The organism is Acinetobacter sp. YH12252 (assembly GCF_013417365.1).
GTDB classification, from domain to species: Bacteria; Pseudomonadota; Gammaproteobacteria; order Pseudomonadales; family Moraxellaceae; genus Acinetobacter; species Acinetobacter towneri.
In genome coordinates this window covers 79,118-105,554 of the sequence record NZ_VPEA01000002.1, presented here as the reverse complement: position 1 = coordinate 105,554, position 26,437 = coordinate 79,118, and the positions used below count along the sequence as shown (strand labels likewise).

Annotated in this window: 19 protein-coding genes and 2 tRNA genes; 7 read left to right on the top strand and 14 right to left on the bottom strand. The window is 40.8% G+C overall.

Features of this window, described 5'->3' with window-relative positions; translation table 11 throughout:
* From FTV28_RS02925 to FTV28_RS02910, 4 genes are all read right to left on the bottom strand, one after another.
* Window positions 1-77 (bottom strand) — tRNA-Asp (locus FTV28_RS02925).
* A 26-nt stretch (window positions 78-103) separates the two neighbouring features.
* Window positions 104-179: transfer RNA gene (locus FTV28_RS02920), tRNA-Val, on the bottom strand.
* A 273-nt stretch (window positions 180-452) separates the two neighbouring features.
* Window positions 453-977 (bottom strand): cell wall-recycling L,D-carboxypeptidase ElsL, encoded by a 525-nt coding sequence (gene elsL, locus FTV28_RS02915; RefSeq protein ID WP_131261501.1) that lies wholly within the window; start codon window positions 975-977, stop codon window positions 453-455.
* Between the two features lie 9 nt (window positions 978-986).
* Window positions 987-1,367 (bottom strand): YbaN family protein, encoded by a 381-nt coding sequence (locus FTV28_RS02910; protein WP_179989387.1) that lies wholly within the window; start codon window positions 1,365-1,367, stop codon window positions 987-989.
* Between the two features lie 87 nt (window positions 1,368-1,454).
* Between FTV28_RS02910 and FTV28_RS02905 the strand changes: the two genes are divergently transcribed.
* From FTV28_RS02905 to dapE, 3 genes are all read left to right on the top strand, one after another.
* Entirely contained in the window at window positions 1,455-2,339 is an 885-nt protein-coding gene (locus FTV28_RS02905; protein ID WP_179989386.1) for a DUF1853 family protein, read from the top strand.
* A 120-nt stretch (window positions 2,340-2,459) separates the two neighbouring features.
* Entirely contained in the window at window positions 2,460-2,606 is a 147-nt protein-coding gene (locus FTV28_RS02900) for an entericidin A/B family lipoprotein (protein ID WP_004968261.1), read from the top strand.
* Between the two features lie 141 nt (window positions 2,607-2,747).
* Window positions 2,748-3,881, top strand: coding sequence for a succinyl-diaminopimelate desuccinylase (dapE, locus tag FTV28_RS02895; RefSeq protein ID WP_179989385.1), 1,134 nt, complete (start codon window positions 2,748-2,750; stop codon window positions 3,879-3,881).
* Window positions 3,882-3,962: 81 nt separating this feature from the next.
* Here dapE and FTV28_RS02890 read toward each other — a convergent pair whose 3' ends face one another.
* The 6 genes from FTV28_RS02890 to pilG all read right to left on the bottom strand — a co-directional run bounded on the left by FTV28_RS02890 (window position 3,963) and on the right by pilG (window position 12,615).
* Complete coding sequence (locus FTV28_RS02890) at window positions 3,963-4,421, bottom strand: hypothetical protein (RefSeq protein WP_179989384.1); 459 nt, start codon at window positions 4,419-4,421, stop codon at window positions 3,963-3,965.
* Window positions 4,422-4,424: 3 nt separating this feature from the next.
* Complete coding sequence (locus FTV28_RS02885; protein WP_179989383.1) at window positions 4,425-8,999, bottom strand: Hpt domain-containing protein; 4,575 nt, start codon at window positions 8,997-8,999, stop codon at window positions 4,425-4,427.
* Window positions 9,000-9,168: 169 nt separating this feature from the next.
* The gene (locus FTV28_RS02880; RefSeq protein WP_179988579.1) at window positions 9,169-11,244 is read right to left on the bottom strand and encodes a methyl-accepting chemotaxis protein; all 2,076 of its coding nucleotides are present in this window, start codon (window positions 11,242-11,244) and stop codon (window positions 9,169-9,171) included.
* Window positions 11,245-11,290: 46 nt separating this feature from the next.
* Window positions 11,291-11,827, bottom strand: a complete 537-nt coding sequence (locus tag FTV28_RS02875; protein WP_004975527.1) for a chemotaxis protein CheW — start codon at window positions 11,825-11,827, stop codon at window positions 11,291-11,293.
* 3 nt (window positions 11,828-11,830) lie between these two features.
* Window positions 11,831-12,199: a PleD family two-component system response regulator gene (locus FTV28_RS02870; RefSeq protein WP_004975526.1), complete on the bottom strand. Its 369-nt coding sequence runs from the start codon at window positions 12,197-12,199 to the stop codon at window positions 11,831-11,833.
* Between the two features lie 32 nt (window positions 12,200-12,231).
* The gene (gene pilG / locus FTV28_RS02865; protein WP_004975524.1) at window positions 12,232-12,615 is read right to left on the bottom strand and encodes a twitching motility response regulator PilG; all 384 of its coding nucleotides are present in this window, start codon (window positions 12,613-12,615) and stop codon (window positions 12,232-12,234) included.
* Between the two features lie 275 nt (window positions 12,616-12,890).
* Here pilG and FTV28_RS02860 point away from each other — a divergent pair, with 275 nt between their 5' ends.
* The 4 genes from FTV28_RS02860 to FTV28_RS02845 all read left to right on the top strand — a co-directional run bounded on the left by FTV28_RS02860 (window position 12,891) and on the right by FTV28_RS02845 (window position 19,731).
* Window positions 12,891-13,535: a hypothetical protein gene (locus tag FTV28_RS02860; protein ID WP_154320463.1), complete on the top strand. Its 645-nt coding sequence runs from the start codon at window positions 12,891-12,893 to the stop codon at window positions 13,533-13,535.
* Between the two features lie 49 nt (window positions 13,536-13,584).
* Window positions 13,585-14,718 carry an efflux RND transporter periplasmic adaptor subunit gene (locus FTV28_RS02855; protein WP_131261509.1) on the top strand — a complete coding sequence of 378 codons (1,134 nt, stop codon included), beginning with the start codon at window positions 13,585-13,587 and terminating at the stop codon, window positions 14,716-14,718.
* A 63-nt stretch (window positions 14,719-14,781) separates the two neighbouring features.
* Window positions 14,782-17,886 carry an efflux RND transporter permease subunit gene (locus tag FTV28_RS02850; protein ID WP_179989382.1) on the top strand — a complete coding sequence of 1,035 codons (3,105 nt, stop codon included), beginning with the start codon at window positions 14,782-14,784 and terminating at the stop codon, window positions 17,884-17,886.
* A 123-nt stretch (window positions 17,887-18,009) separates the two neighbouring features.
* Entirely contained in the window at window positions 18,010-19,731 is a 1,722-nt protein-coding gene (locus FTV28_RS02845) for a proline--tRNA ligase (protein WP_179989381.1), read from the top strand.
* A gap of 52 nt (window positions 19,732-19,783) precedes the next feature.
* On the opposite strand, the gene FTV28_RS02840 is transcribed toward FTV28_RS02845, so the two are convergent.
* Genes FTV28_RS02840 through FTV28_RS02825 form a run of 4 tightly spaced genes read right to left on the bottom strand, consistent with a single transcriptional unit; the run spans window position 19,784 to window position 26,230 of the window.
* Window positions 19,784-21,196 (bottom strand): hypothetical protein, encoded by a 1,413-nt coding sequence (locus FTV28_RS02840; RefSeq protein WP_179989380.1) that lies wholly within the window; start codon window positions 21,194-21,196, stop codon window positions 19,784-19,786.
* Window positions 21,197-21,210: 14 nt separating this feature from the next.
* The gene (locus FTV28_RS02835; RefSeq protein WP_178867161.1) at window positions 21,211-23,457 is read right to left on the bottom strand and encodes a DUF6160 family protein; all 2,247 of its coding nucleotides are present in this window, start codon (window positions 23,455-23,457) and stop codon (window positions 21,211-21,213) included.
* Between the two features lie 33 nt (window positions 23,458-23,490).
* On the bottom strand, window positions 23,491-24,207 hold the full coding sequence (locus FTV28_RS02830) for a hypothetical protein (RefSeq protein WP_178867163.1): 717 nt from the start codon (window positions 24,205-24,207) through the stop codon (window positions 23,491-23,493).
* Window positions 24,208-24,220: 13 nt separating this feature from the next.
* Window positions 24,221-26,230: a hypothetical protein gene (locus FTV28_RS02825; protein ID WP_179989379.1), complete on the bottom strand. Its 2,010-nt coding sequence runs from the start codon at window positions 26,228-26,230 to the stop codon at window positions 24,221-24,223.
* Between the last annotated feature and the right edge of the window lie 207 nt (window positions 26,231-26,437).

The window sequence follows — 26,437 nt, the reverse complement described above, 5'->3', positions numbered from 1 at the left end:
TGGCGCAGCGGACGGGGCTCGAACCCGCGACCCCCGGCGTGACAGGCCGGTATTCTAACCAACTGAACTACCGCTGCACGTAAGAATCTATAACGTAAAGGCTTGGTGGGCGCTGACGGGATCGAACCGCCGACATTCTGCTTGTAAGGCAGACGCTCTACCAACTGAGCTAAGCGCCCTTAACGTCTTTATCGTTTGTGAGGTGCATTATAGAGAATCTTTACCGCCTGTCAAACGCTTTTCGGCTTGTTTTCAGTTTTTTGTGACTGAGTGATTAAAAAATAGGTGATCAGCTATAAAAACAAACAAATTCTGCAAGTTATTTTAGTTTTCAAGCAAAATTAATGTGCTTTTCAACTTGTTAGCGTTGCACTCTACCTGCTCAATGTATTGGTTTTTTATGTTGCGATGAATACAACTTTATTCAATTGACTCGCACCATCAACGCACCATCAACCAAGCAACCCTAAGCTATTTAAATCTAGCTTGTGTTCAGAAATATAAACCAAGGCTTTTTCTGGAATCAGTTCAAACAATTCTAAAATATCGTGGTTACGCATCCGAATACAGCCATGCGATGCAGGAATGCCCATCGGTTCTGTGTCTGGTGTGCCATGTATATAGATATAGCGCTGAAAAGTATCGCAGCCAATGCCTTGATTAAAACCTTCTTGCAAACCACTGAGCCATAAAATGCGGCTTAAAATCCAGTCCCGTTCAGGAAATTGTTCAGCTAAATCTAAATTGTAAATTTCACCTGTCGGTTGACGCGCAATAAATACTGCATTTTCAGGTTCATTTTCACCAAATTTTAAAGCGACTTCATGCCAGCCACGTGGTGTTTTACCACTATTTTCAGTTTCACCAATGCCATTCACACCACTCGAGATGACGTAGAGTTTCTGATGCTTCGGCAAATATAAAGTTTGCTCGGCTAAATCAATCAAAATATCTGCTTGTGTGTATAAAAAAGACATTGCGCTACCCTATTCTTCTTCTTTCGTGGGCGGCTGTGGTTCAGGACGTAACCACAACCAAATACACACCACCAACATGGTGGTATTGGTAAAAATTTTGACCGCAACGGGCGCAGTTGTGAACAGCATGATCACGGCACTAATACTCATCATGATCGTTGCAAACCATTTGGCTTTACGCGGTACAGTACCATTGGCGCGCCAATCTCTGAGTGTACTGCCATATTTAGGATGATTCAGTAACCAGTTGTCCATTTGCGGCCAACCGCGTGACGATGCCCAAGCTGCTAAAATCAAAAAAACTGTAGTAGGCATACCCGGCAACAATGCACCAATAAAGCCAAGGAGGACAAAGATCACCACTAAACTTCGCCATAACAAGCTTTGCATACCACTGTCCTAAACTACGAATTGCGGTAGTATAAAGCGTTTTTTAATTTTCCGTTGTAATTCTGCATTTTTCAGCATGGATTCATAATGATTGAGTTGCATCAACCCGAGCTTCTGCCCGAAGTATGGCTGACCTACAAAACCCCGCTTATCCGTCAGTTGGCTTCTAGTGTGGCAAGTCCGAATATTTTATGTGCTGTGCCTGAGCAATTGCCCATTCAACATACTTTTGAATTCCATTCAGATACTTTTTGGCAACACCATTATCACGCTTATCAATCACGTTTAGCTTATTTAGATTCACATCCCGAAGCGGTGTACGATTTTTTAAATCAACTGAAAAGTACCCGTTTAGGCTTACGCTTTGAAATGTTGATGTGGTTTTGGCTGCGTGATCGTGACTATCATCCCTTCGAATTATTGGGGCACAGTATTCAAATTATTGATGGTGCTAAAACTGTGGGTGAACTGGATTTTTTACTGCACAACCATGACACGCAGCAGGTTGAACACTGGGAAGTCGCATTAAAATACTACTTAGCCGAAGCGGATTGCTCTTTGGCACACTGGTATGGTTTAAACCGCTCCGATACTTTGGCGCGTAAACTGAATCATTTTAGTCAAAAGCAATTTCAATTTAAGCAAGCCTTGGATGTGCCGATTCAACGCCGTTTTGCTGTACTCAAAGGACAATTGTATTTCGCCATACATCACTTGGCACAATCATCTACAACACTTGTGCCATACTGGGTTAATCGCGCTCGTCGTTTAGGTCTTTGGGGGAGTGATATTCCTGCACAAACAGAACAGTTTTATCGCCTGCAACGTCATGAATGGATTTGTCAAAATGCTCAAGCCAGTAGCCATCCTAATCAATGGTGGGGAGATGGCTTGTATTATCGGGCGGCACATTCACAATTTTATATGTATCGTGCTGCACCGCTGATTAGCTATCCACCATTAACACGCTGAATACCAGTTTCAACATTTTATTACGTAAGCACCATAAAAGTTGCCTATTTATTATTCTGTTTATTTCCTAAGCTAAAAAATACATCAAAATAATCTATCTAGAACATATTGGAGATGATCATGAAAAAAATTCTAGTGACTTCACTGCTATTAACCTTTGTTTTAACGGGTTGTAATACAATTAAAGGCGTGGGCGAAGACGTATCTTCTGCAGGTCATGCGGTGAGTAACACTGCTGAAAAAACCCAACAAGAAATTCGCAAATAATTCTGAGTATTTCAGGAATATCTTCACAAAAACCACAAAAAACCTTGTTCTCGGACAAGGTTTTTTCACGCTAAAATTTCACTTTTGTTGCATTATTCCCCTATTATTAGCACTTACTCTTGATAAACGTCTGAAACTCTCATGACCTCTTCTGCTACTCTGGATTTAAGCCTTCAGCTTTTACGCCAACCGTCTGTCACTCCTGTCGATCACAACTGTCAAAACCTCATGGCAGAACGCTTAGAAAAAATTGGATTTAAGATTGAATCTATGCGTTTTGACGATGTAGATAACCTCTGGGCGCGTAAAGGTACAGAAGCACCTGTCTTTTGCTTTGCAGGTCATACAGATGTTGTACCGACAGGCAATTTAGACGCATGGAATACCGATCCATTTGTACCTGAAATTCGTGATGGCAAACTTTATGGTCGTGGCAGTGCCGACATGAAAACAGCATTGGCAGCCATGGTGGTTGCCTCTGAACGCTTTGTCGCCAAACATCCTGACCACAAAGGCTCAATTGCCTTTTTAATCACCTCAGATGAAGAAGGCCCCTCTATTAACGGCACCGTAAAAGTTGTAGAAACGTTGGAAGCACGTCATGAAAAAATGACTTGGTGTTTGGTGGGTGAACCTTCAAGTACCCATAAATTAGGCGATATTATTAAAAATGGGCGTCGCGGTTCGCTTAATGGTATCTTAACGGTAAAGGGTAAACAAGGTCATGTGGCTTATCCACACTTGGCAATTAACCCGATTCATACCGCGTCTAAAGCGATTTCGGAACTTTGTGAAACGGTGTGGGATCATGGCAATGAATACTTCCCTGCCACCTCATTTCAAATTTCAAATATTCAAGCAGGAACAGGCGCGACCAATGTTGTCCCTGGCAATATGACGGTGACCTTTAACTTCCGTTATTCGACTGAAGTGACTGCAGATGAACTAAAAGCTCGCGTCTTGGAAATTTTAGATCGCCATCAAGTGGATTATGAAATCGAGTGGACGCTTTCAGGTTTGCCATTTTTAACCCCTGTAGGTGAATTGGTTAATGCTGCACGTCAAGCCATTCGCAATGTCACAGGTGTTGAAACAGAATTATCGACCAGTGGCGGTACATCTGATGGTCGCTTTATTGCGCCGACAGGTGCACAAGTGTTGGAGTTAGGCGTACTCAATGCCACCATTCACCAAATTAACGAGCATGTTGATGTGGCTGATTTAGAGCCATTGGCAGAAATTTATGAACAGATTTTGGAAGGATTACTAACTTAAATCCAATAAGATTAGTTGCATGAAGCAGAAAAGGAACTCTATTTGAGTTCCTTTTCTATTTTACAACGGAGAAAATTGCGTTTAGATCGTCAAATTTTCTTGAATGTATTTCAAATTAGGCACATGAAAGACCTGCTCACCCATACGGACATATTGGAATACCGCAGGATCAGTCGTGGTTTGCTGGTCATCATCTACCACTTCAGAAATACGCAAGCGCAGGGTTTTAGGCATTTCATTGCACATCAAAGCAAAACGCTGCTCCATTTCATCGCCTTCAATAACCAGTGCCACGCCCATTTTTTTCTCTGGGTCATTGACCGCATAAACAGGCAATTGCGATTCGTGCCATTCCACAGTTTTAACTTGAGTGGCGTTATCCAGCGCTGACAACACAATATTTTGAGGTATCAGCATCGGTTGTTTACCATGACATTCAACAATATAAGCATCAATAAAACCGGTAGATACGGTAATTAAATGTTGCAGCTCTTGCTGACTGATTTGCCCGAGTAAATTTGGACTATTCGTCTGACTCATCGTTTACCCCTGACTAACTGCTAATAATTGTTCAATATTGGCAAGCAATTCTGCCTCTTGGAACGGTTTACCCATGTAGTGCGTCACACCCAAGCTAAACGCTCGTTCGCGGTGTTTTTCACCTGTACGTGACGTAATCATGATGATCGGCAGATTGCTATGCATGTCGTGGTGGCGTACAAGGTTAGTCACCTCAAAACCATCCATACGTGGCATTTCAATATCCAGTAACATCAAGTCAGGTTTGACGTTTTCAAGCTGCTCCATGGCATCGACACCATCTTTGGCAGTCACGATGTCATAACCTTGACGCTCAAGCATACGTGAAGTTACTTTACGTACGGTGACTGAGTCATCCACAATCATAATTAAGCGGCGTGTATCACGACGTTGGCTATCACGTTGATCGCTGGCTTGTTTAGTACGTTGCGTTGCAAGAATTTGACGGGCAATGTTCTGACCATCCAAAATCAAACAAACTTGACCATCACCCAAAATAGTTGCGCCTGCAATTGCACCAATGCTTGAGAACTGTTGTCCAATTGGTTTCACAACAATTTGACCACGCGAACCAATCAACTGATCGACTAGTAAAGCAATGGTTTGACCTGTGCTGCCTTTAATTAACAGAACAGGTAGTGAATGACCCACATGGCTTAAACGCGGTAATGGCTGATTGCCAACGAACTCAGATAAGTAACGTAACTTGTAGTTCTGGTTGTCAATTTGGAAGAAATCTTCATTGCTGTTGAAGTAAGATTCCAAAGTGGTTGGTGCAATACGTACAATACGGTCAATTTGCGCCAACGGTACAGCAAATTGTTGATCACCAACTTTAACCATTAAGGCATCGGATACCGCAACCGTCGTTGGTACACGAATACTAAAGGTTGTGCCTTGACCTAATGTTGAATCTACAGAAACGTGACCGCCGAGCGCCTTAATCTCACTTTGCACCACGTCTAAACCAACGCCACGACCTGAAATTTGTGTAACCGATTGTGCTGTTGTAAAGCCTGGGTGGAAAATGTATTGCAGAATTTCATTTTTATCTAAATTCTGATCGGCTTTGATTAAACCTAAGCTCAATGCTTTTTCTTTAATCTTAGCATCATCAATACCCTTACCATCATCCACAAAAGTCACCATAACATCTGTGCCTTGGCGAGTAATGTTCAGTTCAATTTTACCAACTTCAGGTTTATTGGCTGCAGCACGTTGTGCAGGGTCTTCAATACCATGGTCAACCGCGTTGCGCAGCATGTGTTCAAACGGTGTCACCAAACGCTCTAGAATGGTACGGTCTAATTCACCTTCAGTGTTATAAACCACCAATTCTGTTGGACGGTTTAAGGTCGATGAAGTCTGACGCACAATACGTTGTAAACGTGGCAATAAACGTGAGAATGGTACAAGGCGTGTGCGCATCAAGCTTTCTTGAATTTCGGCCTGAATACGTGATTGTTGTAATAACAAACCTTCAGCATCACGAATTTTTTCAGCCAAGGTGCTCTTAAAGTCCACCAAGTCCGATGCAGATTCCGCCAGAGATTTAGACAACTGATTCAACGATGAATATTGATCCATCTCTAATGGGTCAAAGTCTGCATAACGTGAGTTTTCAGAACCGTGCTTGGCAATAATTTGCGATTCCAGCTCGCCTTCCATTCGACGTAACTGATCGGCAAGACGTTTAATCGCCAATTCCATCTCATTCAACGTACCGCCCAGTTGCCCAAGCTCCATTTCAATACGTGAACGGTTAATCGAGTTCTCGCCTGACAAGTCAATCATCTTCTCGACTAAATCGGCCGAGATACGAATCATCTCATTGCTATTATCCAGCTGTGTGGTTTCGCCCCACTCACCCGACATTGCAGGCGGCTCTGTACCATCACCCTGAACAAACCCATAACTACGGCTTGGCGATAACAAGTCGGTATGCGTTAAACGCTCAGGCAATTGTGCAGATACATCCACAAACTGCATTGCCGACAAGCTAGATTTTAAGCTGTCATAATTGCTGTAATCTGCTTTGAAAATTGCATCACGTAACCACGCTAACGTGGTTTGCAACAAGGCATCATAAACATTTGAGTTAAATTGATGCACCGCAAACTGTTCAAAGGCACTTTCAAGTTGATAGGCAATTTGCGCAACAGGCTCAATTTCAGCCATACGTGCACCGCCTTTTAAGCTGTGTGCCGCACGTTGTAATTGAAGCAAGATACTACGGTCACTACGCTGTTCAAACCATTGTTTCAAACGCTGATCTGCAGCATCCAAAATTTCTTCCGCTTCTTCTCGGAAAGTTTCAACCACAATTGAATGTAATTGCTCATCTTCAGATTCAGCACTTGCTTCAAGACTTGCAGTTTCTGTGATCGGTTCAAATGCCGCAGCAGCAGCGTCTTCAAAATGTGCATCATCAGCAATAACTGCGTCATCTTCAGCTAAATCTGCAGTTGTATCTTGCAACGCTTCTACCGCCAACTCAGGCTGTGCATCAACCTCTTCTACTGCCTCAATAGTCTGTTCAGGCTGCGCTGCGGTTGTCGCACTTGCAACTGACACATCTGCATCGCCTTGTGCCAAGCTAACAATGTTGCCTAAAATTGCAATCGACTCTGGCGCAGCATAGTCCACACGCTCATCACGAATGGTCTGAATACGGTCTGCAATATCATCTTGCACCAAACGAATAATTTGAATTAACGCAGGTGAAACAACAATTTGGTTGTTAATGATACGCTCGTAAATCGACTCAAGGTTGTGTGCAATTAAACCAATATGCGTCGCAGAAATCATATTTGCACCACCTTTTAAAGTGTGCAAATAACGCATTAAGTTGTTTAAAGCCGAAGTATCGCTGGCGTCTTTTGACCAAGTATTGACATCTTCATCCATACCCACCAAAAGCTCTTCTGCTTCTTCCAAGAAGATATCCAGCAAGTCAGGATCGAAGTCTTTGTTGGCATCATCGGCATGCATGTTTTGTTGATCTGATGCAATACGTTGTGACAATTGCGCCAAATTCACTGTGCCCGAATTTTCGCTAGCAACTGCAGCAGGCACCGCTTCAGGTTCTGCAACAACTGTTGTTTCTACAGCATTGTCGCTCACTGATGTTTCAGCATCTTCAAGTGCAATTGCATCAATGTCTTGCTGCACAAATGCAGTTAAGTCATTTAAGGTTTTCTGAATGTCTTCTGTAACCGTAACACGCTGTCCCGCAGCCAAGGTATCGAATAAATGAATAAACTCTTGGTGTGCCTGTGCAAATAACTCATAACCATATTCAGAGTTAAGCAGAATTGGTTTGGCTAAAACACTGTCGTAAGCAGCTTTAAGTTCTTCAGTAAATTGATGAATACCCACAGACGCACGGTTATCGGTATGCTCTACCAACAATTGCGCTTGTGCGCTGAGTTCTTCTAAATAGCTTGGGAATTGCGCTTGCGCCAATTTATCAAATTCAAATTCGGCATCAAGTAAACGATCAATATTCAGTTCGATTAGCTTCGATACTAAACCTTGAGGATTAGAGTCTTCTGTATCGCTGGTGCTAAAGCCGTAGCTATCCCATGCTTTATTAAAAGTTGCATAGATTACATCTAAACCATCACAGTGACCTTGACGAAGTACATGCAGATAATCCCGGACAAATTCTGCATATTGCACCAACAGCGCAGTTTCTTTTGATGTAGATTCAATTTCATCTTGTACAAATGTTTTAAACAAGTTTTCAACTTTAGAACTGGCTTGAAAAACTTGATCAATTTGCGCCATAGACGAACTGCCGCGCAGTGTATGTAAAGCACGAATTAAGCCATTATAGTCTTGTGAGTGAATCTGATCTTGCGCCAAGAACTGATCAATGGTCGCTAAATGCTCTTCAGCTTCTTCCACAAAAATAGCCAGAGTTTCAGCCAATAGGCTCGCATCAGCAGCCTCTTCTTGTGCAACTTCTGTCTGCGGCATTTCTTCAGCAGTTATTACATCTTCAGATGATTCAACTGCTGTGACTACTGCTGTTTCAACTGCAGCATCCGCCAATTCTAGTCCTGTCGGCATATCAGTTGCAGTCAGTTGATCCGCTAAAATCAGCAACTCTTCCAATGCAGGTTCAGGACTTTGGTTTTGCTGTAATTGTTGTCCTAAAAGCACTAATGGGCGTAAATCAAGATCAATTAAACCGACTTGTTTAAAAATTGGATAAAGCTTGTATTGATAAATATTTAAAACAGTTTTTGCGTATTTTTGAATATCAGTATTGAGTGTTACCGCACCCGAAAGCACACGGTTTAAAGTATCTTCAACCGTCCATGCCAATTCGCCCGCAGACTTCGCACCCACCATGCGACCCGAGCCTTTTAAAGTGTGAAAGTGACGACGAATAGTCACTAAAGTTTCTTGATCTGTTGGGTTCGCAAACCAAGTTGTAAATAATGGATTTAATTCTTCGAAGATTTCTTCAATTTCTTCGACAAAAATTTCAAGAATTTCCGCATCTTGCTCAAGATAACTATCTTCAGGAAGCGTCATTGTTTCGACTAAATTTTTTAATATTTCTTTCATAGCTAAGGCTTCTTACGTTTTCAGCACCAAAAGGCACTTCAACTTAATTGTAACCATCCTGAATGCCCCTAACCCAAAAGTTAAGTTCATCTTTGCGATGCTTTATCTCTGAATGATGGTGTACCCATAACTGTGTATAGGTACACCTTTCCCCAAGCTGGAATCCCGCTTATTCAGGTAGTTTAAAGTCAGTTACAGATTCACGTAATGATTCTGCCATGTTGGCCAACTCAGATACCGAACGTGCAGTATCGAAAGTTGCACTGGTCGTTTGCGAGGTAATTTCCTGTACAACGTTCATCGTGGTTGCAATGTGACCTGCAGAAGCAGACTGAAGTTTTGCAGCATCCGAAATGTTAGAAATCAATTTCGCAAGGTTGGTCGATACCGTTTGAATCTCATCCAGTGCAACACCCGCATCTTTAGATAAGTTCGCACCACGCACAACTTCTGATGTGGTTTGTTCCATCGAAATTACGGCTTCGTTGGTATCGGTCTGAATGGTTTTAACCAGTGTTTCAATCTGCTTGGTTGCAGATGCTGAACGTTCCGCTAGACGCTGTACCTCGTCGGCTACGACTGCGAAACCACGACCTGCTTCACCCGCCATAGACGCCTGAATTGCTGCGTTTAATGCCAAGATGTTAGTTTGGTCGGCAATATCGTTAATCAAGGCAACGATGTTACCAATCTCTTGTGAAGATTCACCCAAACGCTTAATACGTTTAGAGGTTTCTTGAATCTGCTCACGAATGATATCCATACCTTCAATTGAACGGTTTACAACGTCTGCACCATTCGATGCAATATGTACTGAACGTTCTGCTACCGCTGCTGATTCTTCAGCGTTGGCAGATACTTGGTCAATCGACATTGCCATTTCGTTAATTGCGGCAGATGCACCTGCAATTTCTTGCGCCTGATGCTCAGATGCTTCAGCAAGCTGGTTGGTAATGTTCTGTGTGGTTGCCGTATATTGTGCAACTTCGTGCGATGTTTCGTGAATACGCGATACAAGGTCACGTAATTGGTCAATTGCGAAGTTAATCGAGTCGGCAATTGCACCCGTGAAGTCTTCCGATACTGTTGCGTATGAACGTAAGTCACCATCTGCAAGGTCGGCGATCTCATCGAGTAAACGTAAAATCGCGTTCTGGTTACGGTCATATTCATCTTGTAGACGAACCACGCGAGTTTTATCGGCTTCACCACGTAAGTTCAAGAGTTTGAATACACAGAATAAGAACGCAAGTAATGCTGCAATTAAGCCAATTGCAGGAATTGCAATAGACCAACCTGAACCGCTAGACAATTTATTTAAATTGGTTAAAAGCTTATCTGACTGATCAAAAATAGAAGATGATGCCTGACGTACTTTTACAATTTGTGTTGAGTTATTTAAAACTGTTGCAGCAGCAGATTTCAATACATCTTCATATTCTGCTTGAATACCTTCTAATGAACTACGTAAATCTTCTTGAGTAATACGTTGTACACCAAGTTCCGCACTACCATTTAACTGTGCTGCCAAGTAAGCACCAAACGTTTCAGTATCGGCACTAAAGTCATCTGCAGATTCACGTGAACTGTCTGTACCTGTTAATACAGAACTGATTGAACGTAAAATACGTTCTGCAATGAATACTTGGTTCTTTGCAATAACCACCTGGCTACTTGGCATGTCTTGACGTGCCATTTGGTCAACCATCAAGTTATATTCAGCCTGAATACCCGGAATGGTTTCACCAATTGCAATGTTGGTGTCATAGAGTTGGTTAATGATTTTTTGTTGCGAAGCAATCAAATCAATATTTTCAGAAACCGATTTCCACTGTGTTTCCACTTCACGCAGTGTATCTGTGCTGGCATGAATATCCTTCACTGTTTCTAAGTGAGCAGCAAAGGCTTTTTGTGAATCTGTTAAGTTTTTAATAGATTCAGGCGTACCTGATGCAGTCGCTTCGGTTGCTTGACGTGAAATGGTTTGTGACAACAGACGTAAATCACCCAAACTACGGGTAAAATCGTTATTACGCGGCACGCTATAAAAAAGGTATAACAACAGGAAAAGCGATAAGATGATACAAAAAGCTGCGCCTAAAATAAGTGGCTTAGATTTTTCTGTTTCGCCAAATACACTCGCAAACTCTTCTGTTCGCGCCTGTAATTTTGCAAAAAAACCTGGACCACTTGCTTTACGAACGGTTTCTTCGCCTGAATTTTTCTTTTTAAGTTTAAAGCCCATGCAGCTTCTCCCCGATTGACGCCTTCATTTTTTAGGTGCGCGACAGTTAATTTATAAATTTTATAGATGCGTTCATGTATTTTGGGTTTTGCAATAAACGACTAAATAAGAAAACATGCCATTGTTGGTTATGTTGGTGAAAATACCCCTGACAATATTCTTGTAAATTACTATCTAAATCATTGTGTTTAGAAAAGAAACTTTTCTTATTAAAGTGCTGTATACCCAAAACTTGATCTACAACTAAACCGACATAATGGTCATTATGACTAATACACATTACTTTTTGAGTAGGTGAATATTGGCTGCTTTGCCCAGAAACATAATGTGCCAAATCTGAAACTGAAAGTAATCTTCCGCGAATATTCGCTAAACCTACTACCCAAGGTTGGGTATTTGGCACTGGCGTATATTTCGGTGGATAAATAACCTCAGAAACTTCTCCTAATGGAGCAACGAAATATTGCCCCATCATCTCAAAAGCAATGCCTGACCAGCGGTTTACCTCATTTTCGGTACTAACGTAGTTTTTGTTTCCACGTTTAGATAACCGAAGCAATTCAATAAAACCATTTGCAGCCATAGCTTATCCTGCATTAAGGTGTTGATTAATCACATCAATTAATTGTTTTTCGTCAACAGGCTTAGTTAAGTAATCGCTTGCACCTTGGCGTTTTCCCCAAACACGATCAGTTGCCTGATCTTTGGTACTCACAATTACAATTGGAATGTGTTTGGTGGTGTCACCACGCGAAATTTGACGTGTTGCCTGAAAGCCATTCACGCCTGGCATAACCACATCCATTAATACTAAATCTGGTAATTCAGCTTGCGCCATGGTCACGCCATCTGCACCATTCGCTGCTTCAATGACTTCAAAACCATGCTTGGTCAAGATTTCTCTAAAGCGGAATGTTTCTGTAGGTGAATCATCTACAATAAGAATACGAGCCATTATTTTCCCCAATAAATCTAACTAACTAATAATTATGCGGTCACGTGGTTACGAATGGCGTTTAATAATTCATCTTTACTAAATGGTTTAGTCAGATACTCATCAGAACCCACGACACGTCCTTTAGCTTGGTCAAATAAACCATCTTTACTTGATAGCATAATGACAGGAATGTTTTGGTAGTTTTGCGAGTTTTTAATTAAGGCACACGTTTGGTAACCATCTAGGCGTGGCATCATAATATCTACGAATACGATATCTGGATTTGATTCTGCAATTTTGGATAAAGCTTCAAATCCATCAACTGCGGTAACCACTTCACAACCTTCACGCTGCAGAAGTGTTTCAGCTGTACGGCGAATGGTTTTTGAATCATCAATCACCATGACTTTTAGATTTTGGAATTTATCGTCCATTCAATGACCCTTCCCATTTTTGTTTGTACAAGCAACTGAGTAGAAAAATCTTACACATTGATCGTATTTTTAACATATCTTTACTTGTAGTTTCAATGAACATATTTAGTGTAAATCTACACTTTTACACCATTATCACCAAACCGCTCACACTTTCTTGTGACCATTGATATTTTTTATCGGTTGTATTTTTTTAATTCCTAATTTTGATCTAATATAACACTATTATTACGTGTAATTTAAGTAATTTAGTCAACTTTATTGTGGGGGACAACGTGAGCACTTTTTTTGCAAAATCACTCGCTGTCAAATTAAAACAAAATAAGCAGTCACTTAAATTGGGCATGCTTGCTTTACTGCTCTTGTCCTCTGCCCCACTCATGGCTGACAGCCAGAACAAAGCGGTGTGGTATCGCTATTATGATCAACATGGCGTTGCAAATATTAGTAGTAATGTGACACCTAATCATATTCGTCATGGCTATGAAGCATTAGACCGTAACATGCAAGTGATTCAGCGCGCACGTCCATACAACACTGAAATGGATATTAAAAAAGCCCCACAACGTGCTGCTCAAGCGTATCAAATGGAATCTGATCAGCGTTTAAAAAAAGCCTATACCAATAGTCAAACCGCAATCACTAAACGTAATAACGCTTTAGCGCATATTAAAAAGCAAATTATTTTCCAACAAGAACAACTCAAACAGCTGCAAAATGACCGTATTACTTTTAAACGTCAAGAAATGGAGTATTTACGCAAGGTCAAACCTGTGCCTGCACAACTAAAAACCAATTTGGACAATAACTTAAAAAACATCGAGCTTAAAAAAGATATGATTCAATCTTTACAAACAAGCTATCGAAATACACAAGCAGAATACGACAGAATTATTACTCGCTTAAAAGCACTTGAATAGTTGATTTGAATTACCTTGTCATTTTGGCAATCAATAAGGACAAATATGCATGCACATTGCACAGCGTATCGCAGTTAGGTTTAATCGGCAGCATTTACCCATTTTTCGTATCGGTGCAATCGGTTTATGTATTTTGCTGAGTGCCTGCCAAAAAACAGAAACTGAAAATAAAACAACAGTATCAGAAAAAATTGAACTCATTCAGCAAGATTTAGTGACACCACAACAAGGCAGCGCAATCAGTAAAACTGCCTTTACAGGCACAGTGCGTGCTGTGAATCAAAGCAGTATTCAAGCACAGGTGACTGCCACAGCAACCTCAGTCTATGTCAAAGTGGGAGATAGCGTACAACGTGGTCAAACCTTGCTACGCTTAAATAATCAGGATAATGCTGCGCGTTTAGCACAAGCTCGCGCCAATTTAGCTGCAACGCAAGCGCAAGCCAACCAAGCCCGCAACATGATGCAACGAAAAAAACGTTTGCTCGATCAGGGTTTTATTTCACAAGTGGAATATGAGCAAAGTCAGTTAGATTATCGTGCGCAAATGGAAAATGTACGCGCCCAACAAGCCAATGTCGATATTGCACTAAAAGCCGATCAAGATGGCACGATTACCAGTCCAATTCATGGTGTCATTACCCAACGTCAAGTTGAGCCTGGGCAAACTGTGGCTGCAGGACAAACCTTATTTGAAGTCGTCGATCCGAACCAATTAGAAATTCAAGCGAAATTACCAAGCGACTTACAAGCCGCACTCAAAATTGGTCAAAAAATTGAATATCAACTCCAAGGACAAGCAAACACATTTAATGCACAAATTAGCCGTGTTTCTCCTGTTGCGGATTTAGCCAGTCGTCAAATTGAATTTTTTGCAACCCCGCTTGATCGTCTTCCCTCTTTAAGTATTGGGGCATTTGTGGATGGTTATATTTTAGCGAACACGACAATTTCAGGGCAAATCATCCCACTCAATACCATTCACGATATCCAAAACAAACCTTATGTTTGGGTGATTCGAGATCAAAAAATTGCCCGCGTGGATATCACAGTTTTAGAACAGCGCTATAGTGACAATACTGCTGTGATTCAAGGCTTACAGAGCAGTGATCTAGTCAGTCGAGTGGTGTTCAACCCCGATCAAATTCAGCAGCAGGTGATCATTCAAAATAACCCTCAATAAATTGAATTTCATCTCAATGCAGTAGTGCAGATGTCCAATAAATAAAAAATCAGGATCGTTGTTATGTGGTTTACCCGAGTTAGCGTCAAGTATCCCGTTTTTACCATCATGATGATGTTTTGTCTAATGGTGCTTGGCTTGGCTTCATGGCAACGTATGGGCGTGGAAGAATTTCCTGACGTCGATTTTCCGTTTGTAGTGGTTTATACCAGTTATCCGGGTGCATCACCTGAAACAGTTGAATCTGAAATCACCAAGAAAATGGAAGATCAGATCAACACCATTTCTGGACTCAAACAACTGGTTTCACAATCCAGTGAAGGGTTATCTACTATTATTGCCGAGTTTAATTTAGATGTTCCTTCGGCAGTGGCGGCACAAGATGTACGCGATAAAATTTCGTCTGTCAGTGCAGGCTTTCGAGATGAAATTCAAGACCCTGTGGTGGAGCGCTACGACCCAACTGCCAATGCAGTCATGTCGATTGTGTTTGAATCCTCACAAATGTCTTTGCGTGATTTAAGTTCCTATTTAGATCAACAAGTTGTACCGCAACTGCGCACTGTGTCTGGTGTCGGAACTGTTAATTTATTGGGTGATGCACAGCGACAAATTCGTATTGAGGTAGATCCACAAAAGTTAATGAGTTTTGGACTGGGTGTGGATCAGGTCATCAACACGCTCAAAGCTGAAAATATTGAAGTACCTAGCGGCACACTCAAACAAGCCAATAGTGAATTGGTGGTCGAAATCCAATCCAAAGTCATTCACCCTCTGGCTTTTGGCGATTTAATTATTGCCAATAAAAATGGTGCGCCAATCTTTTTAAAACAAGTTGCCACAATTCAAGACAGTCAAGCAGAGCTGGAAACCAGTGCATTTTTAAATGGGCAAACTGCAGTTGCTGTCGATATCTTGCGTAGTTCAGACTCTAATGTCATTGAAGTGGTAGATAACACTTATAAAACCTTAGAACGTATTCAAACCCAACTGCCTGCTGGCATGACTGCAAAAGTCGTGGTGGATTCTTCTAAAGGGATTCGTGGCAGTATCCGTGATGTAGCGCGCACCATTATTGAGGGTGCGATTCTGGCAGTCCTGATTGTACTGTTGTTTCTTGGTTCATTCCGTTCTACCGCCATTACAGGATTGACCCTGCCAATCGCCCTACTCGGCACACTCACCTTTATTTGGGCATTTGGCTTTACCATCAACATGATGACCTTACTGGCGCTCTCGCTCAGTATTGGCTTATTGATTGATGATGCAATTGTGGTACGTGAAAATATCGTGCGTCATGCAGATATGGGCAAAGACCATGTCACGGCTGCTTTGGATGGTACTAAAGAAATTGGCTTAGCAGTTTTAGCAACCACCTTAACCATTGTGGCGGTATTTTTACCTGTGGCATTTATGGGCGGCATTATCGGACGCTTTTTCTATCAATTTGGTGTCACCGTCAGTACTGCCGTACTGATTTCCATGTTTGTCAGTTTTACGCTGGATCCAATGCTTTCTGCACACTGGGCAGAAAAAGCAAATCCGAATAAAAAACCTGGACGGGTAAAACGCTTCTTAAACTGGATTTCTAACAAACTCGACAATTTAAGCCATCATTATGAAAAACTTTTAAAATTGGCACTACGATTTCGCGTTATCACCTTATTGATTGCCGTGGGTTCATTATTTGCTGCACTCGGATTATCCAAACTGATTGGCACAGAGTTTGTACCTGTACCTGACAAAGGTGAAATTCGGATTAAATTTGAAACACCTGTGGATGCATCGCTTGAATATTCACAAGCAAAATTAAAACAAGTAGATCAAATCATTCGTCAACACCCAGAAGTACGCGCGACTTACGGGGCCATTAACAGCGTGACAGATCGCGGGAAAAATCATGTTAATTTACGTGTAACTGTCAGCCCGCGTAATGAACGTCAACAAACGCTAACCGAACTCAATAACGAATTTCGCCAGCGTCTACAAAGTGTTGCGGGCATCACCATCACCTCTGTCGCCTCTGCCGATGAAACGGTTTCTGGTGGGCAAAAACCTGTGATGGTGTCTATTAAAGGCCCTGATTTAGCAGAATTACAAAAAATCTCTGACCGCTTTATGACCGAAATTGCTCAGGTGAATGGTATTGTCGATTTAGAAAGCTCGCTAAAAGCTCCTAAACCTACATTAGGTGTTCATATTAACCGTGTCCTTGCCAGCGATTTAGGGCTATCGGTAAATCAAATTGCCAATATTATCCGCCCACTGATTGCGGGGGATGATGTCACCACTTGGCAAGATGAACGTGGCGAAACCTACGATGTCAATGTTCGCCTTACAGAAAACCATCGTAGCTTGCCGAGCGATGTGCAAAATATGTATTTAACTTCACAAAAAACCGATGCCAATGGACAAAATATTTTAGTGCCTCTAGCAAGTGTGGCGAAGTTTGAAGAAAGTTTAGGTGCAGCGCAAATCAACCGCCGTGATTTGGCCCGTGAAGTTTTGGTCGAAGCTAACACTGCTGGACGTCCTGCAGGGGACATTGGTGCCGACATTCAAAAAATTCAGGATAACTTTAAATTACCCGCAGGTTATAGCTTCGACACTCAAGGCGCCAATGCTGACATGGCTGAATCTGCAGGTTATGCACTGACTGCAATTACCCTGTCTATTGTGTTTATTTATATTGTTTTAGGTTCGCAATTCAACAGTTTCATTCACCCCGCAGCAATTATGGCTTCCCTACCTTTATCGTTGATTGGAGTATTCTTGGCACTGTTTATTTTTAACTCGACCATGAACCTGTTTTCTATTATCGGTATTATTATGCTGATGGGATTGGTCACCAAAAATGCGATTTTACTAATTGATTTTATTAAAAAAGCCATGGATCAGGGCGATTCACGTTATGATGCAATTATAGCTGCAGGGAAAACCCGTTTACGCCCTATTTTAATGACCACCAGTGCAATGGTGATGGGGATGGTGCCACTCGCACTTGGCTTGGGTGAAGGCGGCGAACAAAGTGCGCCTATGGCACACGCAGTCATTGGCGGTGTAATTACATCCACCCTACTCACCTTGGTGGTCGTACCTGTCATTTTCACTTACTTAGATGATTTTAAGAATTTTATGTTACGCCAAACGCGTAAACTGATTTCTTAAAATCTCACGCAAAGTCACACAATCGTTCGGGCTAAATTTTAACGCAAGTTTAGCCCGATTTTTATTGTATAATCTGGCTTTGAAAAAACTCCATTTAACGCTTCACTTTTTAGGACAGTTTCCATGCGCGCGAGTCGCTTTTTATTTGCTACGTTAAGAGAAACCCCAAACGATGCCGAGGTGATTTCTCACCAGCTGATGTTACGTGCGGGTATGATTCGTAAATTGGCTTCAGGTTTATATACTTGGCTGCCAATGGGTGTGCGTGTGCTAAATAAAGTTGAAGCAATTGTTCGTGAAGAAATGAACCGCTCAGGTGCTTTAGAAACATTTATGCCTGTTACACAACCTGCTTCTCTTTGGGAAGAGTCAGGTCGCTATGTTCAATATGGCCCAGAATTACTGCGCTTCAATGACCGCCATAACAACCCTTTTGTACTTGGCCCAACCCATGAAGAAGTAATTACCGACCTAGCACGTAATGAATTAAAAAGTTATAAGCAATTACCTATTAACTTTTATCAAATCCAAACCAAATTCCGTGATGAAATTCGCCCTCGTTTTGGGGTGATGCGTTCACGTGAATTTATGATGAAAGATGCATACTCTTTCCATAACGATCAAGCATCTTTACAAGAAACTTACGATGTCATGTACGACACTTACTGTCGTATTTTTACACGTTTAGGTTTAGATTTCCGCCCAGTACAAGCCGATACAGGCTCTATTGGTGGTTCAGGCTCGCATGAATTCCACGTTCTAGCTTCAAGTGGTGAAGATGATATCGCCTTCTCTACAGAATCTGATTATGCAGCCAATATTGAAATGGCTGAAGCCATTTTGGTGGGCGAACGTGCTGCTGCAACGCAAGAACTCAACATTGTAGAGACACCAAACCAAAAAACCATTGCGGAAGTTTCTGCATTTTTAGGTACAAATAGCAACCAGTCAGTCAAAGCGCTATTGGTTCAAGGTATTGCTGATGAGTCAGGTCAAGTGCCTGTGATTGCATTATTCCTGCGTGGTGACCATGAACTCAATGAAATTAAAGCAGAAAAGCATCCCCAGATTGCTGCACCACTTACTTTTGCAACCGATGCACAAATTGCAGCGTTAGGTTTAACTGCTGGCTTTGTTGGTCCACAAGGTTTGGTCGAAAAAGGCATAACTGTGATTGTAGACCGTGCTGCATCGGTATTGTCTGACTTCGTTGCAGGTGCAAACCAAGTTGATCAACACGCAACAGGTGTGAACTGGGAACGCGATGCACAATATACTGAAGTTTATGATTTACGTAACGTCGTTGAGGGCGATCCATCTCCAGATGGCAAGGGAACGTTACAAATTAAACGCGGTATTGAAGTCGGTCATATCTTCCAGCTTGGTACTAAATACTCAGAAGCGTTAGGCTGTAAAGTATTAGGTGAAGATGGCAAACCGTTTACTGTTACCATGGGATGCTATGGGATTGGTGTTACCCGTGTGGTTGCCTCTGCCATTGAACAGAACTTTGATGATAAAGGGATTATTTGGCCTGCAGCCATCGCACCATTTGAAATTGCGATTGTGCCAATGAACGCACATAAATCACCACGTACATTAGAAGCAGCAGAAGCACTTTATGCTGAACTTCAAGCTGCAGGTTATGATGTATTACTGGATGATCGTAATGAACGTCCTGGGGTGAAATTCTCTGACCTTGAGCTTACAGGTATTCCGCACCGTATTGTGATTGGTGAGAAAGGTTTAGATGCAGGTACTTTTGAATATAAAGGTCGTGGTGATGCTGAATCTAGCAACCTGACGAAAGAAGAATTACTCATCAAAATTGCTAAAGAAAGTTAAACACTAAGCATAAAAAATCCCGCACAAGTTGCGGGATTTTTTTCATTTGGGATTAACAGAATTTCATACCACCATAACAGTTAGGGGTGACGTTCTGGTTTTGTAAAACCTTATCCGTTAATGTAATCGTAGCAGGGTTCTGAGTAGTATATTGCCCCACATTAATATTTAATTTTTTCTCTACAGGTATTCCAGCTAAAGATCCTAACGCAGCAAAAAAACCAACATCAATTGGTTCAGATTTATTAAGTAAATAATCACTAATTGCTGTAGCTACTTGTGGTAATACCGCCGAAATATCAACTTTATCTGTTGTTGCTAAATATCCCAGTTGTATAGGTTCTTTAAAAGACATCCACCACCCTTGTTGTGCAACATCGCCCTGATCAGCCCCCTGCCAATGCACAGGTTTACTTTGCAAAGATAAATAGCCCCCCGTACCATTGAGTGGAATATTGTGAATCATATTTAAAGCTTGAACAAAAGTAATATCCATATTAAGTTCATCCAAACTCGAACCTGCTGCCATTTTAAAGAATGAGTGCGTACCAACCGTACCTAATAAAGCTGGGAATTCCACATAGAGCTGATCAGCTGCGAACTTAGGGTCCCCTTGGACACTATCTGGCAAACGCTTACCTGACTCTGCAGCAGCTAAAGGAATAGAAGGAATAGATGAGCGAATACCACTCACTTTGGCAGCAGTCATACGTTGACCCGTAACCACCGTTTCTGGCATAGTAAAATCTACTTTCATAGAAGGAACTGTAATCCCTGTATGCCCTTCTGTTCTAACACCATTTGTAAATGGCTTACTATGAAACTGTCTTGTTTGCCCCAAAGCCGTTAAACGACCAGAAATAATTTCATCCTCGGTCATACCAAATGTCGTTTGCTCAGTAAATGAATGACCTCGAGTTTGTGCCATTTTCATATAACCACTAAAACTTTTAATCCCGTCATTTGGGTTTTGTACGTTATCTGTACCCAAAGTCAGTAGACCTAAAATTTCTTCAGCACCTAAGCGAAAACCAACCACTTCACGTGTTGACGCACTATTTCCACTAATCGCAAATTCAATAAATGGATTGGTAATTTGCGCACTGGTACCCGCACGTTCACCATTAAACTTTGGACTATCTGTTGAATCATAAGATTCATTCAAACCACTTAACGAAATATTAGAAATATCAATATCACATCCCGCTTTACCACCAATCGCATTATTTACACCGCCACAACCTAATTGTAGCGTTTTAATATTGGCATTAAGCTCCATGAGTGCATCAACACTCAGCTTATAAAAGTTCAACCCTTGTGATTGATCTGTCGCAGTCATCAGGTTCAAAAGTGCCTGACCTTGTACATGAGATAACTGATCATCATTTAAAGCCTGCATCGCTTGAGCAGAATTGAATGAAAAGGCTGTACTTAAAATAGATGCAACTAAAATTGTTTTTTTCATTTTATTTCTATCCTTTAGCGTGGCGTAATGCCCAATGTACTGCGCATGGTTCCACCTGTAAGCGCGACAGATGCGATTTTCTGCATATTGCCATTGGTAGACATTGCAAAGTCTGTTTTAAAGGGTTGAGCAATATCATTTTTATAATTAAATTTTACTTGATTGTCTAAAGTAACCGTATCTGCACTAACGACGACTTTTCCTTTAACACCTAAATGCCCTTCCATACGATTCAAGTTAATTGAAGAAGTTTGAACAGTTTCATGATTCACTTGATCTTCATTAATCAAACTAAAATAACTACCTAAATTATTCGGATCTGCCTGTTCTGTGCTATCTAGACTTCTAAACTTAAAGTTCGCATCAAAAGACAAAAAATTTGAGTTCGGATTAGTAGCGGTTGGATCCATTCCAGGAATTACCAACAATTCACCATTTCCATCTAATTTAAACGCAATTGTGGTTAACACATCATCTTTCTTAGAGAAATTGTCGTAGGGTACAAAGCTACCGCATTTCGTTGATTCTGTGACGCAATTGTATTTTGAACCTGGTAATTGCCCAATCGCTAACTCTGCTTTTGCTGCAACCAATAAATGATCTGCACGAATATAAATCCCATCATCTTCATAACCAATCACACCGTCGGACTGAATTAATGCATCAATATTTCTTAAACCAGCATAATAGTTAACAGTTTCTCCTGCATGCAGGCTGTTTTGCCCATCAATTAGGATAATAGAAGTGGTACTGGGCAAGCCTGTTTTTGAATCTATGCCATAACCTTCGGTAGAAACCATGGCGTTATAACCAATTCCCGTTTTATTCGTTCCATCATAAGGTGACAAATATTGTTTACCCGACAAGGCCACATTGGCATTTAAATTATAAATTGGAATTCCAATACCCCAAGAACCACCATCCCCTGTCAATTCATTTAAAGAGTTATCAGAAATAATTCTCGCTTTGGCCGCAATAGACTGAAAGTCCATACCACGAACAGCAATGAGTGAGAACTGATCACCTTCAAGCTCACTCGATAGCAACTGGTTTAAAATAGGACTGGTTGCACCAATGGTATTTTTAATATTTTCATTGACTAAAAAATTGAGATTTTTCGCTTGTACGGTATTAATATAAATATCGCCAAAATCGATATAGGCATTTTTATTGTGTAAATTACCTTGTGCATCACGGGTAGTTAGCGGTCTTAAATTCGAAAACTCAACCGCATAACTGCCTTTTCCTGTGTGCCCAATTTCTAAAGTTGTTGGTAATTGTCCTGCGGTCAAACCTGTCGTATTTTGATTGGTAAAATCAGCAGATAAGCCCAAATGCAAACCACCTTGCCCCACCACAGTATCGTAGCCTGTAACTGCGGTATTTTTAGTTTCAATTACACCATTGACCTTATTCGAAACGTCAAAATTGGCAACATTTTTTTGCTGCCCATTAAAAAACAATTTCGCATTGCTCACTGCACCAGATGCACCAAAGCGAATTAAATTTTTATCATCATAACGCAAGTCAATATTGACCCCAGGATTGGTTGCATTTTGTCGGCTACTTGCAACATCACTCAGGTCTTTCACTCGTCCAAGATTAACAAAATGGTCGGTGGTACCATTTTTAGTGGTAAAGACCAATCCCTCATCGGCATCAATATACATATAGCCGTCAGTCGCAAAATTAAAGTTAAAATCATGCAAAGATAATTGATGCTTACCTAAACCATGACTAATATTGGCATTCTGTAACTGGAAGTTTAAATGTGCCGTTTCATTTTGATTGAATAAACCTGCTTTGGTTTCTAATAATACTTTTAAAGGTGATTTCGTTTCTAAGCCGAACTGACCCAAACTTTGTGTTTCTTTAGTACAACTATTTCCGACACAGTTCTTTTTGACTAAGTTTAAATCTGCAGTCGCTTGAAAAGCGTCAATACTCGCATCTATACGCACACCTGCGCCAACATCAGTTTTCCCCACATCTAAAGCAAGCTTACTGATAATAGGCTGGTTATTCTGTCCTTGAATTTCTACATTATGTAAGCCTAAACCCTGTTGAGTTCCAGCCACTAAATCAGGATCATACCAATTGACTTGATTAATCGTGGCTTTAGACATTTCATGGGTGATTACAATACCATCTTGCCCACTTACATCAGACAAATGCTGGTCTGCAATCAGCTCTAAAGCATACACTTGTTGCGCACAAAGTACGCTCAATGTTAATAAATTCAACTGCATTATTTTTTTCATTTTTATTTCCCTATACTGTACTTAATCCTATATTCAACAACGACTTGCTGCTGAACCTGTACAGTTGTAGCTAAATATTTTCACATTGCCAGACATGTGCATATTGCCGTGAATATTTAAGCCCATAAATCCTTTTTCGGCGCCCCGATCAAACAATGGTACATCCAAAGATACCTCACTACCGATCGTTCCATCTGCTAAAATTTGTTTTGAATTATATTTCTCATAAACTGTTGAATTTGCATAACCCTCACCTTCAAGTTTAGAACCTGTTTCAATCGCCATGGTTGCAAAACCCAAATTTCTTATTTTCAACGGCTTATCATCATAAAACTTAAGCTGCATAGCCGTTTGTGGGTCATTTTTATGATTAATAATAGTCGTGCCATCTAAAGAAAACTTATCAATTTGTAGGGTGCCTTGAATTTGCTTAAATACCAGCCATTTTTTATTACCGTTATTATCTTCATGGTTATTGGGTGCAATCGCTAAACGACAGAGCACATTATTGTCAGCACAATTTTCACTATAGCGATAATAAACTTCTGTAGGTTTAGTCCCGCCATTAAATTTTGAAATATTGCTGAGTTCTAAATTTTCAGCATATTCATGGTTTAACGACAACGTCCAACTGAGATCTGCACCCCCTTGACCTGTTGCTTGGGTTAATTCATGATTTTCCAGTGCAATTAAATTGGCATGGGTCAAAGGACTACACATCAATGCAATACAAGACAGTTTTTTCAACATGATGATTCTCCTTTTATAGACCTGTTGTTTTAAATTTAAGGTGCTGAATCAGCACACCATCTATTGCAACTGAACCTAGATTCTTAGCAGTACCATCTACACCCTTAAATACAACACCTGTGGCATTATCATGATCCTTGGCACGCAACATATTATTTGGCAAGCGTTCTACAGTACCAATTGCAATACTACTATGCGTCGCATTACGTCCTTGATACATCGCAGTACTGTCATTGACATTGGCTTTTAGCGGTGTGCCACAGCTCACCACATTACAGGTTGAACCTGTAAATGCTGTAGAACCTAAATACCCACCCTTTCCGTCTTCATAATTTTGATAAATTTTATTGTAAATTTCAGGAACATTCGGAATACGTGTGACTTCCAGCACAATATTATTGCCCTCAGAACCAACCACAAAAGGCTGATACATATTCCCTAAAACTAAATTGACATTTGGACTATATAAGTACAAACCCTCTGTATCATGAAAAACTGGTGCTAATGAACCATCTATTGCTGGTGTGACCGCCGTTCCATCCAAAGTATCTGATTTTGCTGCTGTACTAATGCGGATCCCTTTACTATCTAAGTTTGAATCTGTGAAACTTAAATTCGCAGGATTATCATTAGTATTTAAACGCAATACACTTGCCATACCCAATGTTTGATGATGATTTGGATTATCAGAATCTAAAGTCTGAAATAGTCGAGTCTGCGAACCATTTAAACTTAAACCATTGGCAATAAACTGAGTACGCAAACGGTACTCTTTATCTAAGCCAGATTTTGGTGCACCTGTAGATGGATCAACTTCAGCACTTGAATTTAATTGACGTGAGAAAATATCAGTCCAAAAACCCAGTTTAATATTATTATCGCTTTCTGTTGCTGCAATAGTCGCAAGTGGTGCCTCAAGCGCCAAATAACCCACTTCTTTTTCAACATTTTTAAATTGTTTTACTTTTTCAGTACCCGCACGGAATAACCATGGATTATCTGCAGAGCCCCAGTTAAAGCCCTGATTGCTATAACGACTGCTTAATGAGTTATCACTTTTAGATAATGCTAAACCATAAATAAAGACATCGGCTTTAGTTCGGAGTGAGCCCACTGAAGTTTGTGCTGCAGCTTCTTTAGCTGCTTGAGTTGCATTATTTACCGCTAATAATTCTAATTCTTTGATTGCATTTGTAGCTGCTGAATATGCAACTTTATCCCCTTCATAGTCCAGCCGCTCTTGAGTTACAGTTTCTACAGTTTGATCAACCTTAGGATCAATATGATTAACTCTTGTAACCCCTTGCGTCCACTCAGTTGAAGGTACAGAATCAGTACTTCTACTGCCATATAAAATTTCAATCATTTCATAAGTATTTTTCAAGGCAGCTTTTTCCGAAGCACCTTTCAACCCTAAAGTACTTAAACGTTCTTTTGTGGTTCCATCATCGACAACACCTAATGGCCTCACATTACCATTATAATAATCATCATAACGCTGTTGATAATATTGTTTCATCCGGTCAGATTCAAAGTATTCTGCCACTAGACTTTGACGCACACCAACAGCAATTTCATCTTTCACCTCTGTTTTTGTAGATTCATAATTTTGTGTTTTATAATTATTGAAAGTCGTTGTATAGGTGCTTTGGTACAGTGTTGATGAAGTTGAAACACCTGCCAAATATTCAGCGTCATAAATCTGATTATAAACTTTCTTATATGCATGTTCTGAAATATTCTGATAATTCTCCCCAGTCGGGATAATACGAATAAAACCCGTATCATATTGGCTAGGGTTGTCTAAGCCACGTGTATAGCTCGACCCTGTTGATAGATCATTCGGTTGCTGGAACACCATCTTGAAGTCATCAAGAACTAACGCAACGCCTTCACCTGTCGTATTAGAAAGGGAGTCATCTGAGAGTGCTTGCAAGGCATAACTCGGATTTGCCAAGAACATACCTACGGCAATAGCTAAGCAATGCTTTGGAAAAGGGAAAGTAATTGCGTGTTCAGTCATCTCGACCTTCCTTTTATCTGATGCTCCGCATCTTTCTTTTATTTATCTATGACTTGGCTATTTATTAGGGTGTTTTTATCCTTAAAAACGTGATTATGCCAAACCAATCTCAAATTTAATTATGCTGAATATTAATACAAATGCAAAAAAAAACTGGCTAAACAGCACAGCTTTCCGATGAATGAAAAAAGCGAACCTTTCAGCTCG

Coding starts and splice junctions, on each gene's coding strand:
- FTV28_RS02870 (WP_004975526.1), bottom strand. CDS start 12,199: ATGGCTCGTATTCTTATTGTAGATGATTCACCTACAGAAACATTCCGC.
- FTV28_RS02840 (WP_179989380.1), bottom strand. CDS start 21,196: ATGAAAAAAACAATTTTAGTTGCATCTATTTTAAGTACAGCCTTTTCA.
- FTV28_RS02855 (WP_131261509.1), top strand. CDS start 13,585: ATGCACATTGCACAGCGTATCGCAGTTAGGTTTAATCGGCAGCATTTA.
- FTV28_RS02845 (WP_179989381.1), top strand. CDS start 18,010: ATGCGCGCGAGTCGCTTTTTATTTGCTACGTTAAGAGAAACCCCAAAC.
- dapE (WP_179989385.1), top strand. CDS start 2,748: ATGACCTCTTCTGCTACTCTGGATTTAAGCCTTCAGCTTTTACGCCAA.
- FTV28_RS02910 (WP_179989387.1), bottom strand. CDS start 1,367: ATGCAAAGCTTGTTATGGCGAAGTTTAGTGGTGATCTTTGTCCTCCTT.
- FTV28_RS02885 (WP_179989383.1), bottom strand. CDS start 8,999: ATGAAAGAAATATTAAAAAATTTAGTCGAAACAATGACGCTTCCTGAA.
- pilG (WP_004975524.1), bottom strand. CDS start 12,615: ATGGACGATAAATTCCAAAATCTAAAAGTCATGGTGATTGATGATTCA.
- FTV28_RS02830 (WP_178867163.1), bottom strand. CDS start 24,207: ATGTTGAAAAAACTGTCTTGTATTGCATTGATGTGTAGTCCTTTGACC.
- elsL (WP_131261501.1), bottom strand. CDS start 977: ATGTCTTTTTTATACACACAAGCAGATATTTTGATTGATTTAGCCGAG.
- FTV28_RS02900 (WP_004968261.1), top strand. CDS start 2,460: ATGAAAAAAATTCTAGTGACTTCACTGCTATTAACCTTTGTTTTAACG.
- FTV28_RS02875 (WP_004975527.1), bottom strand. CDS start 11,827: ATGGCTGCAAATGGTTTTATTGAATTGCTTCGGTTATCTAAACGTGGA.
- FTV28_RS02825 (WP_179989379.1), bottom strand. CDS start 26,230: ATGACTGAACACGCAATTACTTTCCCTTTTCCAAAGCATTGCTTAGCT.
- FTV28_RS02890 (WP_179989384.1), bottom strand. CDS start 4,421: ATGAGTCAGACGAATAGTCCAAATTTACTCGGGCAAATCAGTCAGCAA.
- FTV28_RS02880 (WP_179988579.1), bottom strand. CDS start 11,244: ATGGGCTTTAAACTTAAAAAGAAAAATTCAGGCGAAGAAACCGTTCGT.
- FTV28_RS02905 (WP_179989386.1), top strand. CDS start 1,455: ATGATTGAGTTGCATCAACCCGAGCTTCTGCCCGAAGTATGGCTGACC.
- FTV28_RS02835 (WP_178867161.1), bottom strand. CDS start 23,457: ATGAAAAAAATAATGCAGTTGAATTTATTAACATTGAGCGTACTTTGT.
- FTV28_RS02850 (WP_179989382.1), top strand. CDS start 14,782: ATGTGGTTTACCCGAGTTAGCGTCAAGTATCCCGTTTTTACCATCATG.